The following is a 24,091-nucleotide window of genomic DNA, read 5'->3' on the forward strand; positions in this document are numbered from 1 at the left end:
ATAGAATAGTCAAGCTATTTTACTGATTATTCTTATTAGAACTTCTTATCATAAATCTTCAACTATTAACCAAAGCTAGGAATAGTAAATAAATAATCGATTTGTAAAGTTGGTCCTGTCATAATTCCTTCCGTTTGTAAAGGATTAATGGCTTCTAACTTGTAATCCAACCACTGATATCTTTCATCACTTTCTGTTAAATAAGCATCATACGTTACTCTAGAGTATACTTTGTAGGGGCTCCCAACAGCTACTTCCTTTGTATCATCACTAATCACTACTTGATTAAAGACCGTGTCTGTTCCCATTATATTATTATTAAGATCATAGTACGTTACTTTAAAGTAAACATTTCCATTGAAATTAGGAACCACACCAGATTGTTTTAATGTAATCGTTCCTAATTCTACAGGCTTAGGTTCGTATAGATAGGTAATGGTTTGATCCTCTATAGTAAAAACGCCTTTTATAGGTTCCAATACACCTTTGTAATCAAATCCCTCAATTGTCTTAGGTTCAACAAAATAATTTTGACCTTCTACACCGTTTATTATGTCATCTGGCGCAACTGAGTTACCTTGCGTATCTAGATATTTAACTGTCACTTTTCCTTGAACTGGTACTTTTTCATAAATAAACGTAATCACTTGTTTTTGTGCTGTAAATATACCTGTTGCATTTCCAGTCATTTCTTTAAAAATAAATCCTTCAATTGTTTTTGGCTCTACAGCATAATTTTGACCTACTTTTCCTGTTAAAATCGTAGACTCAATTAGCGCCGTTCCTTCGGTATTTTGATAATTTACCGTGATTGTTGCATCTTCTTGGACAGGCGCATCATCTGAATACGTATGGACGTATCCTACATAGTCAAATCCTGTCACAGCTGTGTCTACAGCGTATGTTGCATCTCCAATCGGTAAAAGTTGTGTGGTTGTTTTCGGTAACACGTTTTCAGCAGCTTCAGCAATTACTACTGCACCACTGCCTCCAGCAAAAATAATTAAGACCAACAGTGTTTTCACATGCTTTCTTTTCCAAATCATTAGGGCAATAGATAAAAGTACAACTGCACTCCCTACGATTAAAACTGTTGAATTTGTGGTGGTATCTCCAGCTTTTGGTAAATTGGTCGTTGATTTGGTTACTTTATTGCTTGGTTTTACTGCTTGCTTTGTCGGTTGTAAGTCTGGTTTCGTTGGAGATGTGGGTTCTGGTTTACTTGGCTCGCCCGGCTGCGGGTCAGGAGACACGGCTGTATAAACTAATTTAACATTCTCCTTGTCGTGCAAAATAGGAAAGCTTGGTTCCTTTTTGACAATCACTTCTTGTTCTTCTGGTGATAAATCGGACAATAAAACATATTGTGTCGTCACCGTTGCGTTTGAAGGAGCTGCATCTGCTTTTATGATAGATACACTGACAAACGTCAAAAAAATTGTAAAAACTAATCCTACATTCCTAAAAAAATTCTTCCCCATAATAACTCTCCTTAAATTCTTATTTGAATTTTATTATAAATTATTGTGAAAAAAATGTGAATTTTTTTGCATTATTTCAATTAAATATTTTTTTGTTGTTGGAATTTTAAGTTTTAAAAGAAATTAGACACGAGTGGCTTTTACTCGTAATCTCCGATAATCCGCCACCCAACAATCTTCTTGCCATAAAATAGGTTTCAACGTTTGTTCCATATTCTCAAGAACCATTGCTCGTTGTTCTTCTGCAAGCTCAGCTAATTCACCTGCATAAAATTGCTCCAACCAAATTCTCAACCCAGCTTGTCCCTTGTTTAGTGTGGTTGGGCGATCAAAATCAATGATCTGTTCTACTTTAAATTGATTGTTTTCAAGCAACTGTTGGAAAGTTTCTTTTGAAGGGAAGCAAAATTTTTGTTTCGGTTCAATTCCTAGATTCCTCATTTCTTTTCGATAAGCCTCTTCAATGCTTTTGATATTTCCTTCAGCACCAAATTCACAAACTAGCAACCCATTTGGACGTAAAAGTTTACTAATATTCTCGACTAATCGTTCATGATTTAAAATCCAATGAAAGGCCGCATTTGAAAAGACAACATCGTATTTTTCATCAAATGAATCGATCGTTAAAATATCTTTTGTAAAAAATTTAACCGCTGGAAAAGCATGTTTCGCTTGTTCAATCATATTCGCTGATTGATCAATTCCAGTGACTTGGTGCCCAAGTAGAGCGAGTTGATTCGTTAATTCACCTGTACCACAGCCAATATCTAAAATTTTCATTGGGTTTTGCGGGATTGATTCCAACAAACTTTCGCCATATTTAAAAACAAAATCATGTTCATTTGTATAGGTTTGCGCATTCCATTCCATAAGTTCACTCCTTTTGTGGATAAAAAAGAACGCTGCGCGAAAAAAGTTTCTTCGCAACGTTCTTCATTCATTTAATTAATGTTTATTTATTGCCAGTAAGCTGGAATTTTTGCTTCATAAGCTTCAATTTCGTCTTCATGACTTAAGCTAATTGCAATGTCATCTAAACCATTAACCAGTTTGTGTTTCCACGTACTGTCGATTTCAAAGTTATAAGTTGCTTCTGGTGTAATCACTGCTTGAGCTGGTAAGTCGATTGTGATTATTTGCTTAGCAGGTAAGGCAGCTAAAGCTTCTAATTCTTCTGGCTGCAAGACAATCGGCAACAAGCCGTTTTTCGTTGCATTCATATAGAAAATATCACTAAAACTTCCTGCAATAATTGCTTTAAATCCATAGTCAGTCAATGCCCATGCGGCATGTTCTCTAGAAGATCCTGAACCAAAATTATCGCCTGAAATCAAAATGGTAGCTCCTTGATATTGAGGTTCATTCAATGTAAATTCTGGATTAGGACTTCTATCTGGTAAGTAGCGCCATTCGTCAAATAGAAATTCGCCAAAACCTGTTTTTTCGATTCGTTTTAGAAATGATTTTGGAATGATTTGATCGGTATCAATATTATCATTCATCAATGGAACGGTTGTTCCGTTATGTTGTGTAAAAGCCTCCATTATGCACTGAACCCCTCTCTAATATCAATAAATGTTCCTTCAATTGCGGCTGTCGCTGCCATCGCTGGACTACAAAGATGGGTTCTAGCCCCTTTTCCTTGACGTCCTTCAAAGTTACGATTAGATGTAGACGCACAATGTACACCTGCTGGCACTTGGTCTGGATTCATCCCTAGACACATGGAGCAACCTGGCTCACGCCATTCAAAGCCTGCTTCAGTAAAGATTTTATCTAAGCCAATTTTTTCAGCTGCTTTACGAACAGGTCTTGATCCAGGAACCACGATTGCAGTAATTCCTTCTTTAACTTTTTTACCTTTAACGATTCGTGCCGCTTCTTCTAGATCAGACAAACGACCGTTGGTACAAGAACCGATAAATACATACCCGATTTCAATATCTGATGGACGTTGACCTGGTTTTAGATCCATATATTTATACGCACGTTCATCGTTCATATCTTTGATTTCTGGGAATGTTCCAGTCACTGGAATCCCCATTTCTGGATTTGTACCCCAAGTAATAAATGGCACTAATTCATCTGCGTTTAATTCTAAATTCGCTTCATAAGCCGCATCCGCATCACTTGGTAATTTTTTCCAGTCGGCAATAGCTGTTTCCATATCTTCTGGCGCGTATTCTCTGCCACGAACATACTCAAACGTTTTTTCATCTGGTGCGATCATACCCATTTTCGCGCCACCTTCAATCGCCATATTACAAATCGTCATACGTTCTTCCATCGACAAGCCTTCAATTGTTTCGCCATAAAATTCTACTGCATATCCTACACCAAAATCAACGCCATATTTTGCGATCAATGCTAAAATGATATCTTTGGCATACACACCTTTTGCTAGTTTTCCAGAGATTTTAACACCCATTGATTTTGGCTTTCTTTGCCACAAGCATTGTGTCGCAAAAACATGTTCTACTTCACTTGTTCCAATCCCAAAAGCCAATGCCCCAAATGCGCCATGCGTTGCGGTATGAGAATCTCCACAAACAATCACTTTTCCTGGTTGTGTCAATCCTGTTTCTGGTCCGACCATATGAACGATTCCTTGACGATCACTTCCGTTATCACACAAAGTGACACCAAATTCTTCACAGTTTTGTTTCAAGGCATCGATTTGTTTTTTCGCTACTAAATCCGTAATATTGAAAATATCTTTTGTTGGAACATTGTGATCCATCGTTGCAAAGGTGCGATCTGGTCGTCTTACTTTTCTGCCAGCTTCTCTGAGTCCTTCAAATGCTTGCGGTGAAGTTACTTCATGGATTAAATGAAGATTTACATAAAGTAATTGTGGTTCGCCTTCGTTTCCAGAAACCACATGTTTTTCCCAAAGTTTATCAAATAGAGTCTTTCCCATAATTTCACATCCATTTTTTATTTTTACAGCTATATGAATCTGTTAAAGCTAGTTATTCTTCTTTTATTTTGCTATGTGTTGTAATTACGCTTTTAATTCATTGATTACAGCTTCGGTAAACTCCGTTGTAGTTGCCGTTCCGCCCAAGTCTCCTGTTAAAATCCCTTGGTTCATCACAGTATCACAAGCTGTTTCAATTTTTTTCGCCGAATTTTCTAAACCAAATGATTGTCTCAACATCATTGCTACTGATAAAATCATTGACATTGGATTAGCAATATTTTGATTGGCAATATCTGGTGCCGAACCGTGGATTGGTTCATACAATGATGGTCCTGTTTCACTGTGACTAGCACTTGGCATCATTCCCAATGAACCAGGAATCACAGACGCTTCATCACTTAAAATATCCCCAAATAAGTTTTCTGTCACAACCACGTCAAATTGTTTTGGGCGTTGAATCATGACCATTGCCGCTGAATCGACCAATTGATGTTCTAAAGTACAATCTGGAAATTCTTGTGCAACTTCTTCCGCTGTTTGGCGCCATAATTTACTAGTCGAAAGAACATTTGCTTTATCAACAGACGTCACTTTTTTATTTCTTGTACGGGCGATTTCAAAGGCTTTACGAATAATTCGTTGAATTTCAGGTTTCGTATAAGAACACAAATCAGAGGCTTCATTTTCTCCTAATTGTTTTTCGCCAAAGTAAATCCCACCTGTTAATTCACGAACAACGACAAAATCAACTCCGCGAACATTTTCCTCTTTTAATGGTGACAAATGAACAATTGCATCTGGCACAGTAATTGGACGAATATTGGCAAACAAACCTAATGCTTTACGTAGCCCAAGCAGTCCTTGTTCTGGTCGTTTAGGGGCTTGATCCCATTTAGGACCACCAATTGCGCCTAATAAAATCGCATCTGCTTCTTTACAAGCAGTCAAGGTTTCTTCGGGAAGCGGATCTCCTTTTTCATCAATTCCGGCTCCACCAAATGGATAAGTTTCAATATCCATTTCTAAATTATCTTGCAGCATGATTTCAGCTAGAACATCTAGTCCGCTTTTCATGATTTCTGATCCAATGCCGTCTCCAGGTAATGCAACGATTATTTTACTCATTTTACTTCTCCACTTCCTTTTTAAATTGTTCACTTGCACTCATATATGCTTTAGCTGACGCTTGTAACACGTCAAAATCAATCCCAATGCCGTTAAACTGGTGTTTGCTCGTTTCATCTTGAACCGTTACGTGAACTTCTGCTTGCGCATCTTCTCCAGCGGTAATGGCTTTAATATAGTAATCTTTTAATAGTGGTTTTTGTTTTAATAGTTTATCGATTGAATTGTAGATAGCTTGGATACTTCCAGAACCAATCGCAGATTCAGTTATCGTTTGTTCTTCATGCTTAATTGAGACAATCGCTCCTTGACTGCCATCTGAAACGTATTGTAGCTGTACCCGATCCAATGTATAATTTTCTTCCGTCGCTTGTTTTTGACCGACCATCAAGGCAATCAAATCGTCTTCTGTCACTTGTTTTTTCTTATCAGCCAAAGCTTTAAATTGTTTGAATGCTGTTTTTAGCTCTTCTTCATCCAATTGATAGCCTAGACTTTCCATTCTTGTCGCAAATGCGTGGCGACCAGAAAGTTTGCCTAGCGGTAAAGAATTAGTGCTGACACCGACTAATGAAGGTGTAATGATTTCATAAGTATCAGGATTCTTCAACACACCATCTTGATGTATGCCAGATTCATGAGCAAAAGCATTTTCACCAATAATTGCTTTGTTCCGAGGAACTGCCACACCTGATAGACGACTGACTAGATCACTCGTACGTTTCGTTTCATTTAAAACAATGTTACTTTCCAATTGATAAAAGTCTTTTCTAATGTAAAGCGCCAAAGCCACTTCTTCAAGTGCCGTATTTCCAGCCCGTTCACCGATTCCATTAACCGTTCCTTCAACTCTTCTAGCGCCATTTTCAATCGCTGCTAACGCATTCGCTGTTGCCATTCCCAAATCATCATGACAATGAGAAGAGAAAATAATTTCTTGCTCGCTTTGGATATTTTCAATCAAGAATTTGAACAACGCGCCATATTCAGTCGGATTTGAATAGCCTACTGTATCAGGCACATTGATGATTGTTGCACCAGCATCAATCGCTGTTTGAACAGCTTTTAGTAAAAAGTCTTTTTCTGTACGGCTCGCATCTTCAGGTGAAAATTGAACTTTTTCAAATTTTGAACGCGCATAACTCACATGTTCTTTAATAGAAGCAAGCACTTCATCAGGTGTCATTTTTAGTTTAAATTCCATATGAACAGGACTTGTTGCTAAGAACACATGAATTTGTGGATGAACCGCCTCTTTCAATGCTTCATAGGCACGATCGATATCTTGTTTTTGACAACGAGCTAGACCCGCTACAGTCATTTTTTTAGCCGTACGCGCAATCGCTTGAACTGCCTCGAAATCACCTACAGAGGCAATTGGAAAGCCAGCTTCGATTGTATCAATTCCCCATTTTTCTAGTTGTTTCGCGATTTGAATTTTTTCATTTGTATTGAAATTAACACCAGGCGTTTGTTCGCCGTCTCTTAGGGTAGTGTCAAAAAATTGTACGTTTTGCATTTTTTTCATCCTCTCTTTTCCTTTTTGATGCTTCATTTTCAGGTTTAACTTGCTATTTTTATTAATAAAAAAAACATCCCACGATGCGGGATGTTGTATGATCCCGTTCATGCAATGCGAAAACAGGACTCCTCATAAACTGAATATCAGCCAGCTGAGTCCCTACAGTAATAATAATAAGAATGTAGTATTGTAATTTTGATTTTTCATTGTCATCAACATCCTTTATTGTCAGAATTTTTAAATAATTCAAACTATAGTATTAAAGATACCGAAATATCTTTTGAAAGTCAACAGTTTTATTTTATTTTTTTGTCTAATTGAAGAATCTTAAAATCAGTTATTCAATTAGGATACAATAACTAGATAATCTGCTTTAGATAGTCTATAAAAGCAACGAGCAAGGAATCAATTGTTCATCAGTCACTTGCTCGTTGACTCTTCTATTAAATCATAGCTAGTGCTTGATCCAAATCTTCAATAATATCAGAAATGTTTTCCAAACCGATGGATAAACGAATCAACTCTGGCGATGTTCCTGTTGCAAGTAATTCTGCTTCGTTCAATTGCGCATGCGTCGTAGAGGCTGGATGAATAATCAATGATTTCGCATCACCGACATTGGCTAAAAGAGAAAAAAGTTTCACATTATTAATCAATTCTTTACCAGCAGCAGCACCGCCTTTAACACCAAAAGTAAAGACCGAACCTGCACCTTTCGGTAAATATTTTTGTCCAAGTTCATAATAACGATCCGTAGGTAATCCTGGATAACTGACCCATTCAACTTTTGGATGTTTTGCTAAGAATTCAGCTACTTTTAAAGCATTTTCTACATGACGTTCTAAACGTAACGATAAGGTTTCTAATCCTAAAATCAATAAAAAGCTGTTGAAAGGGGAAATCGCAGCTCCCGTATCTCTTAACAACGATACTCTAATGCGGGTAATAAAAGCCGCTGCGCCTACATCTTTTGTATAAGATAAACCATGATAGCTTGGATCTGGATTAACTAATTTAGGGAATTTTCCATTCGTCCAATCAAATTTACCTGAATCAATAATGACACCACCTAAAGCCACACCATGACCACCGATAAATTTTGTTGCCGAATAAACAACAATGTCAGCGCCAAAGTCAAACGGTCGATTCAAATAAGCTGTCGCAAAGGTATTATCAACAATTAATGGTAGTCCGTTTTTATGGGCAATTTCTGATAATGCTTCTAAATCAGCTACATTCGTCAACGGATTGCCAATGGTTTCCACAAATATCGCTTTCGTATTTTCTTGAATCGCTGCTTCGAAATTCGCTAAATTTTCTGAATCAACAAACGTCGTTGTGATTCCAAATTCAGGCAAGGTATGCGTAAATAAATTGAAGGTTCCTCCATATAAGCTAGCCGCCGAAACAATATGATCTCCTGCACTAGCGATATTTTGAATCGCATAGGTAATCGCAGCTGAACCAGAAGCAACCGCAACGGCACCAACACCGCCTTCTAATTCATTTAATCGTTCTTCTAAAACAGCGGTCGTAGGATTCGTAATTCGAGTATAAATATTCCCTGCTTTTGACAATGAAAATTTATCGGCTGCATCTTGGGTATCGTCAAAGGTATACGAAGTTGTTTGGTAGATTGGAACCGCTCTAGAATTCGTATCTCCATCAGGCGTATGCCCGCCATGTACTTGAATCGTCTCAAATTGATACTCTTTTTCTGTCATAATTTTTTCTCCCTCTTTCGTCTAAAATTAATTGCCTTGAGCCATGACACCAAAATCTATCCAAATTACGTTGCCTACTCTCTACTCTCATTTCTCTTTTAGTTTGAGTAATAAAAAAAAACCTTATTAACGTATAAATCTATACGTCAATAAAGGGCGAAAATCGCGGTACCACCTTTTTTCGAGAATTCCTTCTCATCTTCTCTCCAACTCTCTATTCGTTCAGAATTGGTTGCTTTGATAACAGTAGCGGCTGTTAAAATCATAAATGATTTTTCCTCTCCAAGACCATCTTCTACTAGCTTCCATTACCTTTTTTCACCAACCAAAGGCTCTCTAACTATATCTTATTTAAACATCAGCTAATGTACTCTTCTCTTCAACGAGTTTATTATATTGGAAATAATATTAAAACATTCTCATTTATTTGTCAATGTTTTTTCATTTTAAACAATCAATTAATTATTCACAAAAAATAGATAACTAGAAAAAATCGAATATTAATAAAATGTGCTCACTAAATAATCTTATCCTTTTAAGGAATAGTTGACGAATTTAATTAATGTTCTATAATTAAGTAGATAAACTATAAAGAGGTGCAAATGATGAATCAACGTGAAGTGCTAGATCGACTGCGAGAAGAATTAAAAATCCCTTTTTTTAACGGTAAAATTGATGAACGAGAGTACACAGAAGAAGAATATCAAAAAATCAAAACTGATTTAATTCAATATTTTGATGATTATGTAAGAAATGTAGAAAATTAGTTTTTATACAGTTAAATAGATTGAAAAAAGCAAAAATTTTGGTAGAAATCAAAAAAAGTCTCGTTTATGTCATTCATAAACGGGACTTTTTAACGATGGATGCCACTATAATTACAAGAAGATTCCCCACTATTCCAGACACAGCCTAGATACAAATCATAGAGGGATGTTTTTCTATTTTCTTCTAAATAATCGTGAGAACAAATGCTGCTTTCTTGGAAAGTGGTTTTTATTACGATAAATCACGAAGAAGGCAGTAATTCGATGTTGTATTGTTCCTAGTTCCTACTTGGTTCTCAGAAGGAATGAGTTAACGTCTTCCCCTCAGATTAATACCTACCATTACTTTTACTAGAGGCTGTACTAATCAGTAAAAACAATCCGAAATAGATATAGCTTGAAAATCAACTAAAAAAATGATAAGATTCAGAAAAATCCCGAAAATATCCAAAAATTAATTTATTTTTATCTGTAGTAAATATTTTTAATTCTAAACTTTTTATACCCAATAGGCTTAGATAATTCTCAGCAGAATTTTCGAATAATAAAATACTTATATGACAAAAAACCGCCGACTGAGAGAGTCGACGGAAAAGGAGTATTACTCTATAAGAGTAAAATGAAAAATAAAAAGGTTGTTGTTGGTATGAGTTAATATTACCTTATTTTATTGAAATTGTCTATTAAAAAAATTATGATATTTTAATTAATTAATTCTATTTTTTACTTTTTTTATTGTCTTTTTTCTATTTTTTTAACAAAAGATTACTCATTCTTGTAATTGCAAATGAAATATCATCCGTTGCTTTATCTTGTTTTTCTTCTGAAGCATCAAATAAAGCGACATCTACGCCTTTTTCAGCATCTAATGAGGTAACCATTTCGATACAACCATTTAAATACTCAATATAAGAACGTTCGAATTTTTTATGAATCCCCATCACTCGAGCTGGTGGACGTAATTGAGAAGCTTTTTCTAATAATATTGTATATTCTTTTGTTCCTTCTTCAAAAATCGTACGGATTTCAGCAATTCTTTCTGGTGCTAACTCATTGGTTTTATCTTCGTTAATGGCTGTACGAATTTCTTCATAATACACATTCATTTTTTCGCCAACTTCTTCTGTTTCTTTCACAATATCATTGATTTTTTGTACATAATACCCTAAATTTGGTTTCACATTCGTTCCTACTTTCTTTTGTTTATCTTCTTTATTCTACACTGATTCAGCTAATACTGACAAGAACAATTTAGAATTGTCGCATAGTAAAAAAGCTGAAGCAAAACTAAATCATCGTTTTGCCTCAGCTAAAAGACCTAAACTTGTTCTTTTATCTTTATCCTATTTTTTGATTTCATCGCTTGTTTGAATGATGTTTGCGACCATTCCATAGTCTTTTGCTTCACTCGCAGACATCCAGAAGTTACGGTCTGTATCTTGAGAGATTTTCTCGTATGTTTGACCTGTTGCTTCGGCAATCAAACGATTCACACGTTCACGCATTCTTACGATTTCTTTTGCTTCGATTTGAATTTCAGTTCCTTGACCTCTGACTCCACCAGCAGGTTGATGAATCATATAGCGTGTATTTGGTAAGCTATATCTGTTTTCTGCCTCAGCAGCTAAATAAATCGTGATTCCAGCACTTGCTACCCAACCAGTTCCGATAACAATCACTTCGGGCTTAACAAATTGAATCATATCATGAATCGTATCGCCGGCCTCAACGTGCCCTCCTTGGCTATTGATAAAAATTTTGATTGGTTCGTCGCCCATAGCGGCTAGTAACAATAATTGTGAGGTTACTTCTCTTGCCAAGTCTTGATTGATTTCACCATAAATCAAAATTGTACGTTCTTCAAATAATTTTTTCATAAACAAGTTTGGTTGACTTGGTGTTTCAATTTCTTCATTTTCTTCTAAATAATTCATAGTATTGACCTCCTTATGCTTCTATATTAATAATACCGTAATCAAGAAATTTGTCCAGATTTATGACCTATTTTGACCTTAAAAAATAGCAAAATACGTGACTTAATGACTAATTCTTCATCAGAAATCAATCAGAGGCTGAGACAATTGTCCCAACCTCTTTCAGAGTTACTTTTTTATTATTGCATAAAAACAGTTATAAATTAAGCATTTTTTTTCTTCGTTTTACCTGTCCAACCTTCATAGCCACCTTTTAAAATATAAAGGTTCTTAAAGCCATTTTTACGTAACAGATTTGCCGCACGAATACTCAACGCTTTTTTCTGATCGTAAAGATAAACTGGCTGATCTTTTCTAATTGAAGCAATCATTGTTTTAAGCGTTGGATAAGGCATATTTCGCGCACCTAAAATATGCCCTGCATCAAAAGTATCTTTTTCGCGGACATCAATGACTTGTGCTTTCCGCATTCCTTCTTTAAATTCGTCCTCAGATAAGGTTGTAGCTGCCCTTCTTGCCATAATTCGTAAATATAACTCGTTTATTCCAAAACCAGCAATAATGGCTATTAAAATAGCGTTAATAATCCAAAAAATCATCGTTAAATTCCCTTCTTATTGATCTTCAAATTGTAGTGCTAGAGAAGCCGCGCCGATAACACCCGCTTCATTTCCTAATTGAGCTAATTTAATTGAGGTACTTTCACGCACTTGTGGGAACGTGAATTCCTCAAAATAATTCTGAACTCTGATTCGTAAAAATTCACCGGCTGCCGAAACACCGCCACCAATAACAATGCTTGATGGGTTCAATGTATTTCCAAGGTTCCCTGCTGCCAAACCTAAAAAGTAACAAACACGGTCAACAACTCGCAATGCAAATGGATCTTCAGCTTGAGCAAAATCAAATACATCTTTACTCGAAACATCTTGACCATCATCAATTGCTTGTTTTAGTTCAGACTCACCTGCATACTCTTCAGACAACTGGCGTGCTACTCGAACAACACCCGTTGCACTTGAAACAGTCTCCAAGCACCCTTTTTTCCCACAAGTACATTCAAAACCACCAGGATCTACCGTAATATGTCCAATTTCACCGGCACAACCACTTACGCCATGCAATAAGTTTCCTTCAGCGATAATTCCACCGCCGACACCAGTCCCAAGAGTAATAAAAATGACATCAGGATTGTTTTCTCCCGCGCCTTTCCAACGTTCTCCTAAAGCGGCAACATTCGCATCATTATCTAAAGTAAAAGGAATTCCTGTTGCCTTTTCAATTTGATCTTTAACTAATTGCTTTTTCGTCCAATTTAGATTATACGCTCCTATAACGGTTCCATTTTCTCGATCCACACTACCAGGTGTCCCCATACCAATCCCAATGAAGTCCTCTTTAGACATTCCATAAAGAGCTAAACGATGAGTGATTGATTCAATAATATCAGGAACAATATGACTTCCTTCATCTAGTATATTAGTTTCAATACTCCATTTTTGTTGAACTTCACCAGCTAATGTTAAAATTGCAAACTTGATAGTTGTACCACCTAAATCAATACCGATAATTTTTTTATCCATTTACTTGGTTCCTTTCCCAGCTTCTCTATTTTCTTCCAATCGATGTTCTCTTTGTAGTATCATCCGCGCACAAAGGTAGGTCTCTTTATCAATTAAATGACCATCATAAATGTTCTTAAGTTCAATCATCATTAATTCAATATCATAGATCCTCGCCCCAACATAAATATAAATACCAAATTGTTTAAATAACTGTTGAACATCGTATAGGCTTTCCAAATTAAAACACTTCCTTATTATACAAGTAAACCATATTTTTTAAAACCCAAGATTAAGCAAATTACAACAAGAAAAACAAAAAAGATCCCCGTAACAATTCTTTCATGAATATTAAATTCTTCTGAGCGATTTGGGACAGCTAAGAACGAAGCCACTAAGACGCCTCCTAGCAAGCCACCTATATGCCCCATAATATCGACTGAACTACTAAATAGATTAAAAAGTAAATTGATTCCAATAAACGTTGCGTAACGTTGTACTACAAAAGAAATTGCTGGGTTGTTTTTAAAATGTCTGCCCAAAATAACAAAAGCTCCGAACAATCCAAATAACGAAGTACTTGCTCCAGCGGAAATACTACCTGCGGAACCAAAAGTAAAACTAAGAATATTTCCTGCTATTCCACTCAGTAAGTAAATCACTAAATAGCGCCAATGTCCATATATCGCTTCAACTTGTGAACCGACATAATATAAAGTCACCATATTAACTAAAAAGTGCATCCAACCAATATGTAAAAACATAGGCGTAAAGAAGCGCCAGTATTCATGCTGATTGACGATTGCAGATCGATACATCGCTCCCCATTTGATTAGTACATTAAAATTTTCTGATCCGCCAGTAAATTCCATCCCTAAAAATACAATTGTTGTAATTCCTAATAAAGCATAAGTAATAAATGGTTTTTTTAGAATTCTTTTAAGCTTCATCTGTGTTTGATAATCCATGACATTCTCCTATCGAATAAATAATTTTTTTACGGCTAAATCAAAAGAATCGACTTGCCATTCCTCTTGTATTTGTTCTTTAAAAACAAGACTACAAGAATAGCCTTGAAAATTTGCTAACAAACGATCATAATACCCGCCGCCAAAACCAACTCGAAACCCTTGTTGCTTAAAAACAACTCCAGGTACAACTAATAAATCGATTTCCTCCAATGCCACCAATTGAGCATCCATTGGTTCTTCTACACCAAAAGAGCTTTTTTCAAAAATAGTTTCTGGTAAGATTTGATGAAAACTCATTTGTCTTCCCTTGATAACTCTAGGCATCACCATTTTTTTCCCTTGTGACCAGCCTTTTTTTAAAATAATCGAAGTGTCAAACTCAAAATCCATCGATTTAGTTAAGCCTATCACGTTACTTTCCTGCCACCAGACATCATTAAACAACGCTTGACTAATTTCATTTTCTTTTTGTTGTTTTAAAATCGTCATTTGTTGAAGTTTTTTTAATCGCTTTAACCCCTCTTTACGTACACTACTTTTTTCCATTTCAACCTCCCAAAAGAGTGATGAAGAGCTTAACTTATTCTCTCAGTAATTAGTTTTAAACAAGCTACAAATTCAATGAGAACAAATACTACAACATCAAACAAAATCTATTACGAAATTTTTGAACTATTTATAATTGAGTTAGATACCTTTGACCATGTTTTTTTCAATTTTGATGATTCATTCTTCTCCTAGTAGTTTATAAAAAAACAGTCCAAATAGCAAACACATTCCTCGTGATTTACTCCTATTTAGACTATTTATAAATAAAACCTATTTTATTTTTGCAAGTAGTTAAGGAGTATCTTAAAACGATAACGGCGAATAGTTTCGTAATTCCTCAATCGCTTTCAGATACTCCCTAGCTAAAACAGTTTTTTATTCAGTTAGTTACTACTTTTTACGCTCATCTGTCTTTGGCTTCTTCATCATCATTTTAGTTAATATTGCTAAAATAAAACTGCCCGCGACAAAAAGTAGTCCGAGTAAAAATAAAAACTTTTTAGAAATAACCTCCTTTACACTTTCAGTCTCTGCAACACTTTTGTCGATAGTTTCAAGGCTTTCATATTTAAATGACTCCTTTTGAGCGACACTACAAGCATCTCCATAATTCCCATAGCCGTCATTCACTCTGAGATACATATTTTCTTCATTTCCTTCACGACTCATCTTTATCTCGAAATTCCCATTATTTTTTACTTTTACTTCTTGATAGTAGTACTCTTCTTCTTCATCCAGATAAAATAATTCAATATAATATGTTTTATTTTTTTCGGGTATGTTGATACTTCCAGTAATCATTTTTGCTTCTTCATTGAACACAATGCCACTAAAAAACAGGGTTGGTTTATCGTTTAAAACCATATATGGAACATGCTTATAGAGGTACTGGTCGCCATCGGTAGAAGTAAAAGTTAGATTAGTGAAAAAAATGCCGACTTTATCCGTCTTTACCGCATCACTATCATAATAAATATCCTTAATTCTAATTCCCTCTCTATAATAAATGGTTTCAATAAAACCAATATATTCATTGGTTGGTCCTCCCAAAACAAAAGTCGAAAATGACATAAAGGGATCCTTCTCTCCTTGATAAGAAAGTTCAATCACCTTTTTCTTCTTTTTGCTTTTCTTAGACTTACCACTCAAAATTTTGCCTCTAGCATATCGACTGGTTAAATTACTATTTGGATCAAAAGTCAGACTCTTTTTTTCCTCTTTGTTATTTTTTGATGAACTATCGATTCCCTCTCCATAACAACCTACAGAAAATAATGCAACCAAAACAATGATTGCTACCATCGTCAATTTTTTCATTTTATTACTCCTCCAAGTAAAACTTTAACATAGAAAGAATAGTTAGTCATTACTTAATATAAATTAGATACAATAGTCAAATTAAGTTAGTTCAATACTATTACTAAACGTTATTAAAAAAATGTTATTTTTTTTTAATTTACTTGTTTTACATTCTGATAAAGCTATTATAAATATGATTTATTCATCTTTTAAGACTAATAATTTAATTATTCATACATTTAAGAACTATAAAAAAATCAAATCAACTTTTCCTTTTTAACTATTAAAAAATCTGAAGGCTATGTTTTTTGAATTTTTTTCTATCTATACTTAGATTGAAAATAATTTTTTAACTTCAAAACATTGTCTTTCATTTACTATTTAAAGATTTTAACGACTATTTTTCTCTTTATCTTGACTTTTTTTACTATTCATTCCTTCTAATTCCAATCTACTTTCTAAATTATCTCTAAACAAAATAAAAAAGCTAGAATCCTTACTGTACAAGGGTTCTAGCTCACAAATAAATTAATTATTTAGTTTCACGGTGTAAAGTAACTTTTCTTTCACGTGGGCAATATTTTTGCTTTTCTAAACGATCAGGATTGTTACGTTTATTTTTGCTTGTTAAGTAGTTACGTTCTTTACAAGACGTACACTCTAAAGTAATGTTTACGCGCATTTGTTTCCCTCCTATACTTGATTCACTTTTCTAAGATATTCCTTAGCCTCAGATATCATACCATGTTTAATTAAAAATTTCTACCCCTTGAGGCAAATTTGTAAAGGAAAACTACTTTACGTTTTCTATTGAGGATGCTTCATATCATAATAAGCTTCCATGATTGCTAAGACCATTGTTTGATTTGTTTTAACACTTACATCATTATCAATATGAGGTAATACAACACTAACTGCGATTTCTGGATCATCAAACGGAGCATAAGCAACGACGTTACTATTTAGCGTACTATATTCTTTTTTAGTCTCGGGATCGACATAGCTAGTTTCAGCAGTTCCGGTTTTTGCAGCTATATCTATTTTTGAACTATTCATCATTCGACCTGTTGTATAACCACTGGTACCATGAACAACATTATAGAATCCATCTTGAATGATTTTCATTTGTTCATCTGAAATGCCGACTTTATTCATTTCTTTAGGTTCAATTGCTTTTTTCAATTCTCCTAAATTACCGCTGTCATCATTACCATAAATCCCTTGGACAAGTCTAGGCGCTACTCTTGTTCCGTTATTTGCTACAGTAGCTGCATATTGAGCCATTTGTAACGGAGTATAGTTATCATACTGTCCATAAGATAAATCAAGTAAATTAGCTCCTGACGGGATTAAAACACCTTTCTGACTACCATCGAAATTATTATTCACATAACCTGCAGCTTGCTCATTATTAGGTAAATCGATTCCTGTTGGAACCCCTAATCCATACTCTCCAAATGAATGTCTCAATTCATCAAAAACGGTGGAATCACCTGTTTGATAAGGAAACATCATATTATAAGAATAATCTACATTCATCATCTTAAATACTAATTTCATCATATATGCGTTAGAAGAGTATTCCAAAGCTTGTTCAGTTGAAATTCTCAGTTGACTACTTGGATTAAAATACGAAGATTTTACATTACTTCCTGCCAGATAGATTGGTTCATCAACCAATACATCGTTCCCACTAATCACACCTGTTTCATAACCAGCAGTAATTGTTGCCCCTTTAACAATTGATCCTGGAACAATATTATCAGTAATCGCGTTTAACGGTGATGAAGTCACTTGATTTGTCGCAACATCTCTTCTCAATCCAACTAATGCCAAAATATCACCATTTTTAGGATTCATAGCAACTGCATACGCTCCATCTGAATAAGTAGCCTTACCAGAACTAAGTAATTGTTGGTACTGTTCTTGCATAATTTGTTCTACTTTATTTTGAAACTCAAGATCAATCGTTAATTTAAGATTATCGCCTTTTTCACCTTCAGAAATCACTTTTTGTGAAACTACTTTGCCATCGGTATCTAACTCGACTTCAGAAGTTGCCTTTTTCCCTTGAAGATCAGATTCATATTGAGCCTCAAGGTAACTAGTTCCTACACGATCATTTGGCGCGTAGCCTTTTTTAAGGTATTCTTCAGCAGACTCTGCGGGTAAACCAGCTTTTTCAGTAGAAACCGTTCCTAAAATACTTAATAGAGAATCATTACTAGGATATTCTCTTGACCAATCCATTCCCGTTGAAACTCCTGGGATTTCTGAAGCATGCTCACCAATTACAGCAACTTCATCTTCGGTCACATCAGTACTTTTAATAAATGCAGTATTTAATTCAGAAACAGCATTCATCCGTTTAAAAATCGTTGCTGCTTGCATCGTATGATCATCGAAATTGATTTCTTCTGGAGTTACTTTATCAACAGTTATTGAATAAAGAGTTCCCTGATTCGTAATCTCATTGCCTTTTTCATCTTTTTTATCTTTGTCTTTCAAACGTTTTTGAGCCTCAGCTAAATGATCTGGATCGGCTAACCAATAGTCTTTTTTATCACGTTCAGTCAATTCATCTGCTGGTACTTGAACCAACTCATTCACTGTATTAGCAATCGTAAAAATATCTTTAGAACTCACTTCTTTTCCTCGCGTATAAGTGATTGCTAAATTCGATTTGTTTCCTACTAAAACTTTTCCACTAGCATCATAGATTTCTCCACGAGGAGCCCCACTTTTGATTTCTAATTTAGAATTTTCATCAGCACGCTCACCAAATTGTTGCCCTTCTGCGATTTGTAAGTACCCTAATCGGACAATCAAGGTTACAAATAAACCGAAAATAACAAAAAATAGCAGATTCAACCGAAATGGGATGTGGGATTTTTTGTTCGTTTGTGCTGTCGATTCAACATTTTCTTTTTTTAATTTATCTAAAAATTTCATTTTATTCTAGTCCTCTCACTTTGAAAAGTCTTGCTCATTCATTGTAACGAAAAAATGGTAAAAAAAATAGTAAGAAATGCAACACTAAGAAAATATTTACTTTTTTTTATGAATCTTAGCAAAATTAGTCAGCAACAAATAATAATCATTTTCACTTTTTGGTTGATCCATCATAAAAAGAAATCCGCAAAAATCAGCAGTTGATTTTTTACGAATTTCTTTTTTTATTGGTTAACGACTATAGTTTTTAATTTCTGCCACCATACTATCAATAAAGATATTTAAGTCAATGACTTCTGTTTCTTTACTACCGTAACGACGAATATTAACAGTTGCATCTTCCATTTCTTTATCTCCAACAACGATTTGATACGGGATTTTTTGCGTTTGAGAAGCACGAATCTTATAACCCATCTTCTCATTACGATCATCCACTTCGATTCGTAACCCATTTTCTTGTAATCGTTTTTTGATTTCATAAGCATAGTCACTATGAGCTTCAACAGAAACAGGAATAATAGATGCTTGAATCGGTGCTAACCAAGTCGGGAAAGCTCCTTTGTAAACTTCTGTTAGATATGCAACAAAACGTTCCATTGTAGAGACGATTCCGCGATGGATTACCAATGGACGATGAGTATTTTCACCATCCTCACCCACATAAGTTAAATCAAAACGTTCAGGTAATAATGCATCAATTTGAATCGTAGACAATGTTTCTTCCATCCCTAAAGCTGTTTTCACTTGGACATCTAACTTAGGTCCATAAAAGGCTGCTTCACCTTCTGCTTCATAATAATTAATTCCTGCTTCATCCGCCGCTTCTCTAATCATTGATTGCGAACGTTCCCACATTTCATCATCATCAAAATATTTTTCTTTATTGTTCGGATCTCTTAAGCTTAAACGGAAACGATAATCAGTTATATTAAAATCAGCGTAAACCTCTACCATCAATTGAAGCGTACGTAAAAATTCATCTTTGATTTGATCTGGACGAACAAATGTATGTCCATCATTTAACGTCATTTCACGAACACGTTGTAACCCTGATAAAGCCCCAGATTTTTCATAGCGATGCATCATACCTAACTCAGCAATTCGAATTGGCAGTTCACGATAGCTGTGAATATCATTTTTGTAAACCATCATATGATGCGGACAGTTCATCGGACGTAAAACAAGCATTTCGCCATCGCCCATATCCATCGGTGGGAACATATCTTCATGGTAATGATCCCAGTGACCAGAACGTTTATAAAATTCAACATTTGCCATGATTGGCGTATAAACGTGTTGATAGCCTAAACTGATTTCTTTATCGGTAATATAGCGTTCAATTGTACGACGAATTGTTGCCCCTTTTGGTAACCAAAACGGTAAACCAGAACCTACTTCTGGATTCAACATAAATAATTCTAATTCTTTTCCTAATTTACGATGGTCACGTTCTTTCGCTTCTTCTCGTAATCGGATAAATTCTTTCAAATCTTTTTTGTCAAAAAAGGCTGTTCCATAAATACGTTGCATCATTTGGTTGTCTGAATTTCCACGCCAATATGCTCCAGCAACAGATAATAATTTAAATATTTGAATTCGTCCAGTTGAAGGGACATGTACTCCACGACATAAATCGACAAAATCACCTTGATCATAAACAGTGATTGTTTCTTCATCCGGTAAATCTGTAATCAATTCTACCTTGTATGGATCATCAGCAAATAATGCCAATGCTTCTTCTTTTGTCACTACTTTACGGACGATAGGATTATTTTCTTTGACGATTTTCATCATTTCAGCTTCAATCGCTGGTAAATCTTCTGCAGTTACCGCATTTTCTCCATTATCAGTATCATAATAAAAACCTGAATCAATCGCTGGACCTACACCAAAATGAATTTTGGGAAAAAGGCGGCGTAAAGCATTCGCCATTAAATGTGCACTAGAATGACGTAAAATTTGTAAGGCATCTTCATGATCTGGCGTTACAATTTCAATTGAACCATCCTCTTCAATTGGTGCCACTAAATCAATTAATTCACCATTAAATTTTCCAGCTAGCGCTTTTTTAGCTAAGCTGTTACTAATACTTTTAGCAATGTCCGCTGTTGATGATCCAGACTCGAATTCTTTGACTGCGCCATCTGGAAAAGTAATCTTGATTGTCATAGTTGTATTCCTCCTAAATTTATACTAGTCGACTATCGGTCAAGGGCTCACGTGAGTAGGGTGGTTGCTCACTCGACTTTTATTCGATTAATTGTTTGATAAATAAAAAAAGCCTAGCATCTATCTCTAGATACTAGGACGAAAAATTCGTGGTTCCACCTATTTTTAAACATTACCAAAAAAGCCTAATGTTCCTCATACGTTTTAACGGTGCGACCGCCTTTGTTTCAACAAAGGTTTCAAAAGTGGTCATTCCTTGCGCTCGTTCAGGAAATTTTCAGCCAAGATTTCCTTCTCTAAACAACTGCCTACAAGTTCAGGTGTCTTTCTTATCAATCAATTATGTTTTCATTTAAACACTTTCGCTAAAAAAAAGCAAGTCTTTCTTTTTATATTCAGACATTTTTATTTAAATCATCATAAAAAAAACATTATCAAGTTTTAAAACTTTCAAAATATCTCCTTGCAATAAAAAATTATTGCCAAGAACCACCTTTTGCATAACGATCTTTTTTCATTTCATTAACGATTACATGAATATTTTCTTTAGCTGCACCTGTATTCACAGCGACAACTTCCGTAATCTCCTTCACCATTTTAGTTAATTGTTCCTCACTGCGTCCTTCAATTAATTCTACATGAATAAATGGCATATTTTTCTCTCCCTTACCTGTTTTTATTTAAAATTTCAATTTATATCCGCTTTTTTAGCTATTCCCCCTCTACTGCTCCTATAATCACTTCTGTCCATCCATACTTAAACCCAGCATTGATTGCAACATTTATTGAACGAGTATGAGAAAATGCCGTTCCATAAACGGGTAAAATATCAAGCGATTCTTGCTGAATTACTTGTGTCGCATCTCGTACTAATTTCGTAGCAAGCCCTTTATTTCTATGAATTTGAACAAAAACTTCTACCCCTATTTCCCATGTATACTCGCCATTTTTATTTGCACCACATAGTGCAATCAGTTCCTCTTGATCATAGTAGGCTAAACCAAATTGATCTGGATCATTTTCAGAATAACAAAAGGCTTCTTGAATTCTTTCGTCGTTTTTAAACGTAATAATTTCAGCCTGATTAATCAAAACAAAATTCAACGCTTGGTTTTTTTGCATTTGAATTTCTTCTTTCGGGATTAAAAATGCTGCGAAACGAACAATTTCTAACCCGAATTTTTGCAGTATTTGATTCAACAACTTTATATTTTTAGTTTCTAAAAACCACTCTCCTTTACACTCTTTAAAATGTGTTTCCAGCTCTTTCGTCAACGCTTCTTCCTCGGTTCGGACGTAAATCAAATTATTGTAACAAACAATATCCGCTTTATTTCGCGCCCAATATCTAGCTCGTTGATTCGTAGTAGCTGTTCCGAAATAGTTCTTTTCTAAATCGGCTTCAGTGCAATTAAAATCTATACAAAATTGCTGCGTGAGTATCTCTTTATACATTTCTTCACCTCATATTCATTAAGCGATTCTTACCAAAATAAAAACATCAACAAATCCCAATACATATGCAAAGTAATCGGCACAAAAATACTTCTGCTTTTAATAAATGAAAGACTAAAAATAATACTCAAAACTGGAACTGCCACAAAATCTAAATTTAAAATATTTTCAACTAATACCCCTTCGTGTATCCAAATCGGAAAATGAACTAGTAAAAATAACACAGCATTTATCAAGATAGCGAGCCATTTATTTTTATTATCTATTGTAGCATTCAACAACCAACCTCTAAAAACAAGCTCTTCTGTTAAACCGACAAATAAAAAAATAATGAATAAATCACTATTGAAACTAGGAGATAAAACGATTCCCCCATTATTAAAATAGCATCCAGCGAGTAAGTAAACTGTAAATCCTAAAAAAAGCGGCAACCATTTTAACCAATTTACTTTTCGAGTAAACATCTCTTTAAACGGGATAAACAACTCCGAAGAAAAATGATAAATCAAATAAAGAGCTGGAACTGTCCAAACTAGATTTTTAATCATCCCAGTTTTTATCAACTGGGAATCAATCATTGGCTTTAGCGATAATTCAAAAACACTCCAAATTCCGTAAAATATAATACCATAAAGTACCACAACTTTTTTTGAAACTTTTCCTTTTTGTTTTTCATTCAATTCTTGTATTTTGACCACTCCTTTCTTTATTATGTTTAGAAATTATTCAAAAAATGGCTTTTTACTATTTTCCAATAGTATCAATTGCTCCTTTGAAGTTCTTTTTTCAGATAATTTAGGCAACTGATCCAGTTCAAAAAATGCCATATTTGACGTCTCACTATTTTCTACAAACTGACCACCTATGATAGTGCAGCTAAAAACTAGTTTATAATACTGAAATAATTGCGGGATATCTTGCCTTAGATTGGTATCAAATACCGCTTTTAGTTCATCTACAATAACTTCCAAGCCCGTTTCTTCCAACACTTCTTTTATGACATTTTCTTTTGGTGAAATACCTATTTCTGCATAGCCTCCTGGTAAAGACCATTCTTTGCTAACGATATCTTCAACTAATAGTATTTTCCCCTCTTGCTTGATAAACGCTCTAACATCAACTTTCGGTGTGGGGTATCCTTCATTTGAATTCACAATATCCACTATCTTTTCAAGTGGTTCTGAACTTAACTCATTTAGTAATTCCAATGCAATCGAACGAATTTCGGTATATCGTTCTTGATCAAATTGATCTCTTCCATAATAACGCCCCGCATCAGCAATCGCCAATAAGCGCCGATATTGATTTAGCATGTAACTACTCATCGCTATTTTCCCTCCTGTATTTTTTTCTTAAATACTCACTAATCATGAAAATAAAGAGACAACACGAATAGTCCAACCAATAAAATAATAATAAAACTGATTCCATTTCTCATATTAAAATTATTACCATTTCCTTGATATTTAGGAATAAACGTTTTAGAACTTGAAAAAAATCTCCCAGTATCCCTTTTGGAATGGATCAGTTTAGGAATAGAAAAAACGGGATATGCCAATAGTATTAACGCAACAACTAAAGCCAATTGATGATTACTCATAAACAAACACTTCCTTCTATCTATTTTTTAATCAGAAAATATCCAAATTACTTTCCCT

The 24,091-nt window shown here is 34.8% G+C and carries 24 protein-coding genes and 1 other annotated feature; of the genes, 1 reads left to right on the forward strand and 23 read right to left on the reverse strand.

The features are described from left to right. Positions 1-65: 65 nt before the first annotated feature. The 7 genes from ACYSNW_RS16400 to ACYSNW_RS16430 form a co-directional block, all read right to left on the reverse strand. Positions 66-1,481 (reverse strand): MucBP domain-containing protein, encoded by a 1,416-nt coding sequence (locus ACYSNW_RS16400; RefSeq protein WP_461746322.1) that lies wholly within the window; start codon positions 1,479-1,481, stop codon positions 66-68. Positions 1,482-1,604: 123 nt separating this feature from the next. Continuing rightward, complete coding sequence (locus ACYSNW_RS16405) at positions 1,605-2,351, reverse strand: class I SAM-dependent methyltransferase (protein ID WP_461746324.1); 747 nt, start codon at positions 2,349-2,351, stop codon at positions 1,605-1,607. An 86-nt stretch (positions 2,352-2,437) separates the two neighbouring features. Beyond that, entirely contained in the window at positions 2,438-3,025 is a 588-nt protein-coding gene (leuD, locus tag ACYSNW_RS16410) for a 3-isopropylmalate dehydratase small subunit (RefSeq protein ID WP_461746326.1), read from the reverse strand. After that, a complete protein-coding gene (gene leuC, locus ACYSNW_RS16415; RefSeq protein WP_461746328.1) occupies positions 3,025-4,401 on the reverse strand; it encodes a 3-isopropylmalate dehydratase large subunit in 1,377 nt (458 codons plus the stop codon). The genes leuD and leuC overlap by 1 nt, the downstream gene beginning before the upstream one ends. An 84-nt stretch (positions 4,402-4,485) precedes the next feature. Beyond that, positions 4,486-5,529 carry a 3-isopropylmalate dehydrogenase gene (leuB, locus tag ACYSNW_RS16420; RefSeq protein ID WP_461746330.1) on the reverse strand — a complete coding sequence of 348 codons (1,044 nt, stop codon included), beginning with the start codon at positions 5,527-5,529 and terminating at the stop codon, positions 4,486-4,488. 1 nt (position 5,530) lies between these two features. Then, positions 5,531-7,048 carry a 2-isopropylmalate synthase gene (locus ACYSNW_RS16425; RefSeq protein ID WP_461746332.1) on the reverse strand — a complete coding sequence of 506 codons (1,518 nt, stop codon included), beginning with the start codon at positions 7,046-7,048 and terminating at the stop codon, positions 5,531-5,533. A gap of 446 nt (positions 7,049-7,494) precedes the next feature. Beyond that, on the reverse strand, positions 7,495-8,775 hold the full coding sequence (locus ACYSNW_RS16430; RefSeq protein ID WP_461746334.1) for an O-acetylhomoserine aminocarboxypropyltransferase/cysteine synthase family protein: 1,281 nt from the start codon (positions 8,773-8,775) through the stop codon (positions 7,495-7,497). Positions 8,776-8,924: 149 nt separating this feature from the next. Next, positions 8,925-9,167 (reverse strand) — a binding site (T-box leader). A 210-nt stretch (positions 9,168-9,377) separates the two neighbouring features. Between ACYSNW_RS16430 and ACYSNW_RS16435 the strand changes: the two genes are divergently transcribed. Beyond that, on the forward strand, positions 9,378-9,542 hold the full coding sequence (locus ACYSNW_RS16435; RefSeq protein WP_461746380.1) for a hypothetical protein: 165 nt from the start codon (positions 9,378-9,380) through the stop codon (positions 9,540-9,542). Positions 9,543-10,288: 746 nt separating this feature from the next. Here the strand turns inward: ACYSNW_RS16435 and ACYSNW_RS16440 are convergent. From ACYSNW_RS16440 to ACYSNW_RS16515, 16 genes are all read right to left on the reverse strand, one after another. Further along, positions 10,289-10,723, reverse strand: a complete 435-nt coding sequence (locus ACYSNW_RS16440) for a hypothetical protein (RefSeq protein ID WP_461746335.1) — start codon at positions 10,721-10,723, stop codon at positions 10,289-10,291. Positions 10,724-10,885: 162 nt separating this feature from the next. Beyond that, positions 10,886-11,476 carry an ATP-dependent Clp protease proteolytic subunit gene (locus tag ACYSNW_RS16445; RefSeq protein WP_461746337.1) on the reverse strand — a complete coding sequence of 197 codons (591 nt, stop codon included), beginning with the start codon at positions 11,474-11,476 and terminating at the stop codon, positions 10,886-10,888. Between the two features lie 203 nt (positions 11,477-11,679). Then, positions 11,680-12,075 (reverse strand): rhodanese-like domain-containing protein, encoded by a 396-nt coding sequence (locus ACYSNW_RS16450; RefSeq protein ID WP_461746338.1) that lies wholly within the window; start codon positions 12,073-12,075, stop codon positions 11,680-11,682. A 15-nt stretch (positions 12,076-12,090) separates the two neighbouring features. Further along, positions 12,091-13,059, reverse strand: coding sequence for an ROK family glucokinase (locus tag ACYSNW_RS16455; RefSeq protein ID WP_461746340.1), 969 nt, complete (start codon positions 13,057-13,059; stop codon positions 12,091-12,093). Further along, complete coding sequence (locus ACYSNW_RS16460) at positions 13,060-13,278, reverse strand: YqgQ family protein (protein ID WP_461746342.1); 219 nt, start codon at positions 13,276-13,278, stop codon at positions 13,060-13,062. It lies immediately after the preceding gene. A 17-nt stretch (positions 13,279-13,295) separates the two neighbouring features. Continuing rightward, positions 13,296-14,006 (reverse strand): rhomboid family intramembrane serine protease, encoded by a 711-nt coding sequence (locus ACYSNW_RS16465; RefSeq protein ID WP_461746343.1) that lies wholly within the window; start codon positions 14,004-14,006, stop codon positions 13,296-13,298. Between the two features lie 9 nt (positions 14,007-14,015). Continuing rightward, positions 14,016-14,555 carry a 5-formyltetrahydrofolate cyclo-ligase gene (locus ACYSNW_RS16470; protein WP_461746344.1) on the reverse strand — a complete coding sequence of 180 codons (540 nt, stop codon included), beginning with the start codon at positions 14,553-14,555 and terminating at the stop codon, positions 14,016-14,018. Between the two features lie 393 nt (positions 14,556-14,948). After that, a complete protein-coding gene (locus ACYSNW_RS16475) occupies positions 14,949-15,875 on the reverse strand; it encodes a hypothetical protein (RefSeq protein WP_461746346.1) in 927 nt (308 codons plus the stop codon). Between the two features lie 514 nt (positions 15,876-16,389). Further along, positions 16,390-16,539 (reverse strand): 50S ribosomal protein L33, encoded by a 150-nt coding sequence (rpmG, locus tag ACYSNW_RS16480; protein ID WP_002296119.1) that lies wholly within the window; start codon positions 16,537-16,539, stop codon positions 16,390-16,392. A 125-nt stretch (positions 16,540-16,664) separates the two neighbouring features. Continuing rightward, a complete protein-coding gene (locus tag ACYSNW_RS16485) occupies positions 16,665-18,809 on the reverse strand; it encodes a peptidoglycan D,D-transpeptidase FtsI family protein (RefSeq protein ID WP_461746348.1) in 2,145 nt (714 codons plus the stop codon). A 231-nt stretch (positions 18,810-19,040) separates the two neighbouring features. Beyond that, complete coding sequence (gene thrS / locus ACYSNW_RS16490; protein WP_461746350.1) at positions 19,041-20,978, reverse strand: threonine--tRNA ligase; 1,938 nt, start codon at positions 20,976-20,978, stop codon at positions 19,041-19,043. A gap of 476 nt (positions 20,979-21,454) precedes the next feature. After that, positions 21,455-21,631, reverse strand: coding sequence for a 2-hydroxymuconate tautomerase (locus ACYSNW_RS16495; protein WP_461746352.1), 177 nt, complete (start codon positions 21,629-21,631; stop codon positions 21,455-21,457). Between the two features lie 58 nt (positions 21,632-21,689). Continuing rightward, positions 21,690-22,433: a GNAT family N-acetyltransferase gene (locus tag ACYSNW_RS16500; RefSeq protein WP_461746354.1), complete on the reverse strand. Its 744-nt coding sequence runs from the start codon at positions 22,431-22,433 to the stop codon at positions 21,690-21,692. A 29-nt stretch (positions 22,434-22,462) separates the two neighbouring features. Then, positions 22,463-23,131 (reverse strand): lysostaphin resistance A-like protein, encoded by a 669-nt coding sequence (locus tag ACYSNW_RS16505; protein ID WP_461746356.1) that lies wholly within the window; start codon positions 23,129-23,131, stop codon positions 22,463-22,465. A gap of 24 nt (positions 23,132-23,155) precedes the next feature. Beyond that, the gene (locus ACYSNW_RS16510; RefSeq protein WP_461746357.1) at positions 23,156-23,758 is read right to left on the reverse strand and encodes an NUDIX hydrolase N-terminal domain-containing protein; all 603 of its coding nucleotides are present in this window, start codon (positions 23,756-23,758) and stop codon (positions 23,156-23,158) included. A gap of 38 nt (positions 23,759-23,796) precedes the next feature. Next, entirely contained in the window at positions 23,797-24,033 is a 237-nt protein-coding gene (locus tag ACYSNW_RS16515) for a hypothetical protein (RefSeq protein WP_461746359.1), read from the reverse strand. Positions 24,034-24,091: the final 58 nt, after the last annotated feature.

This window comes from Enterococcus sp. LJL99, from assembly GCF_054871725.1.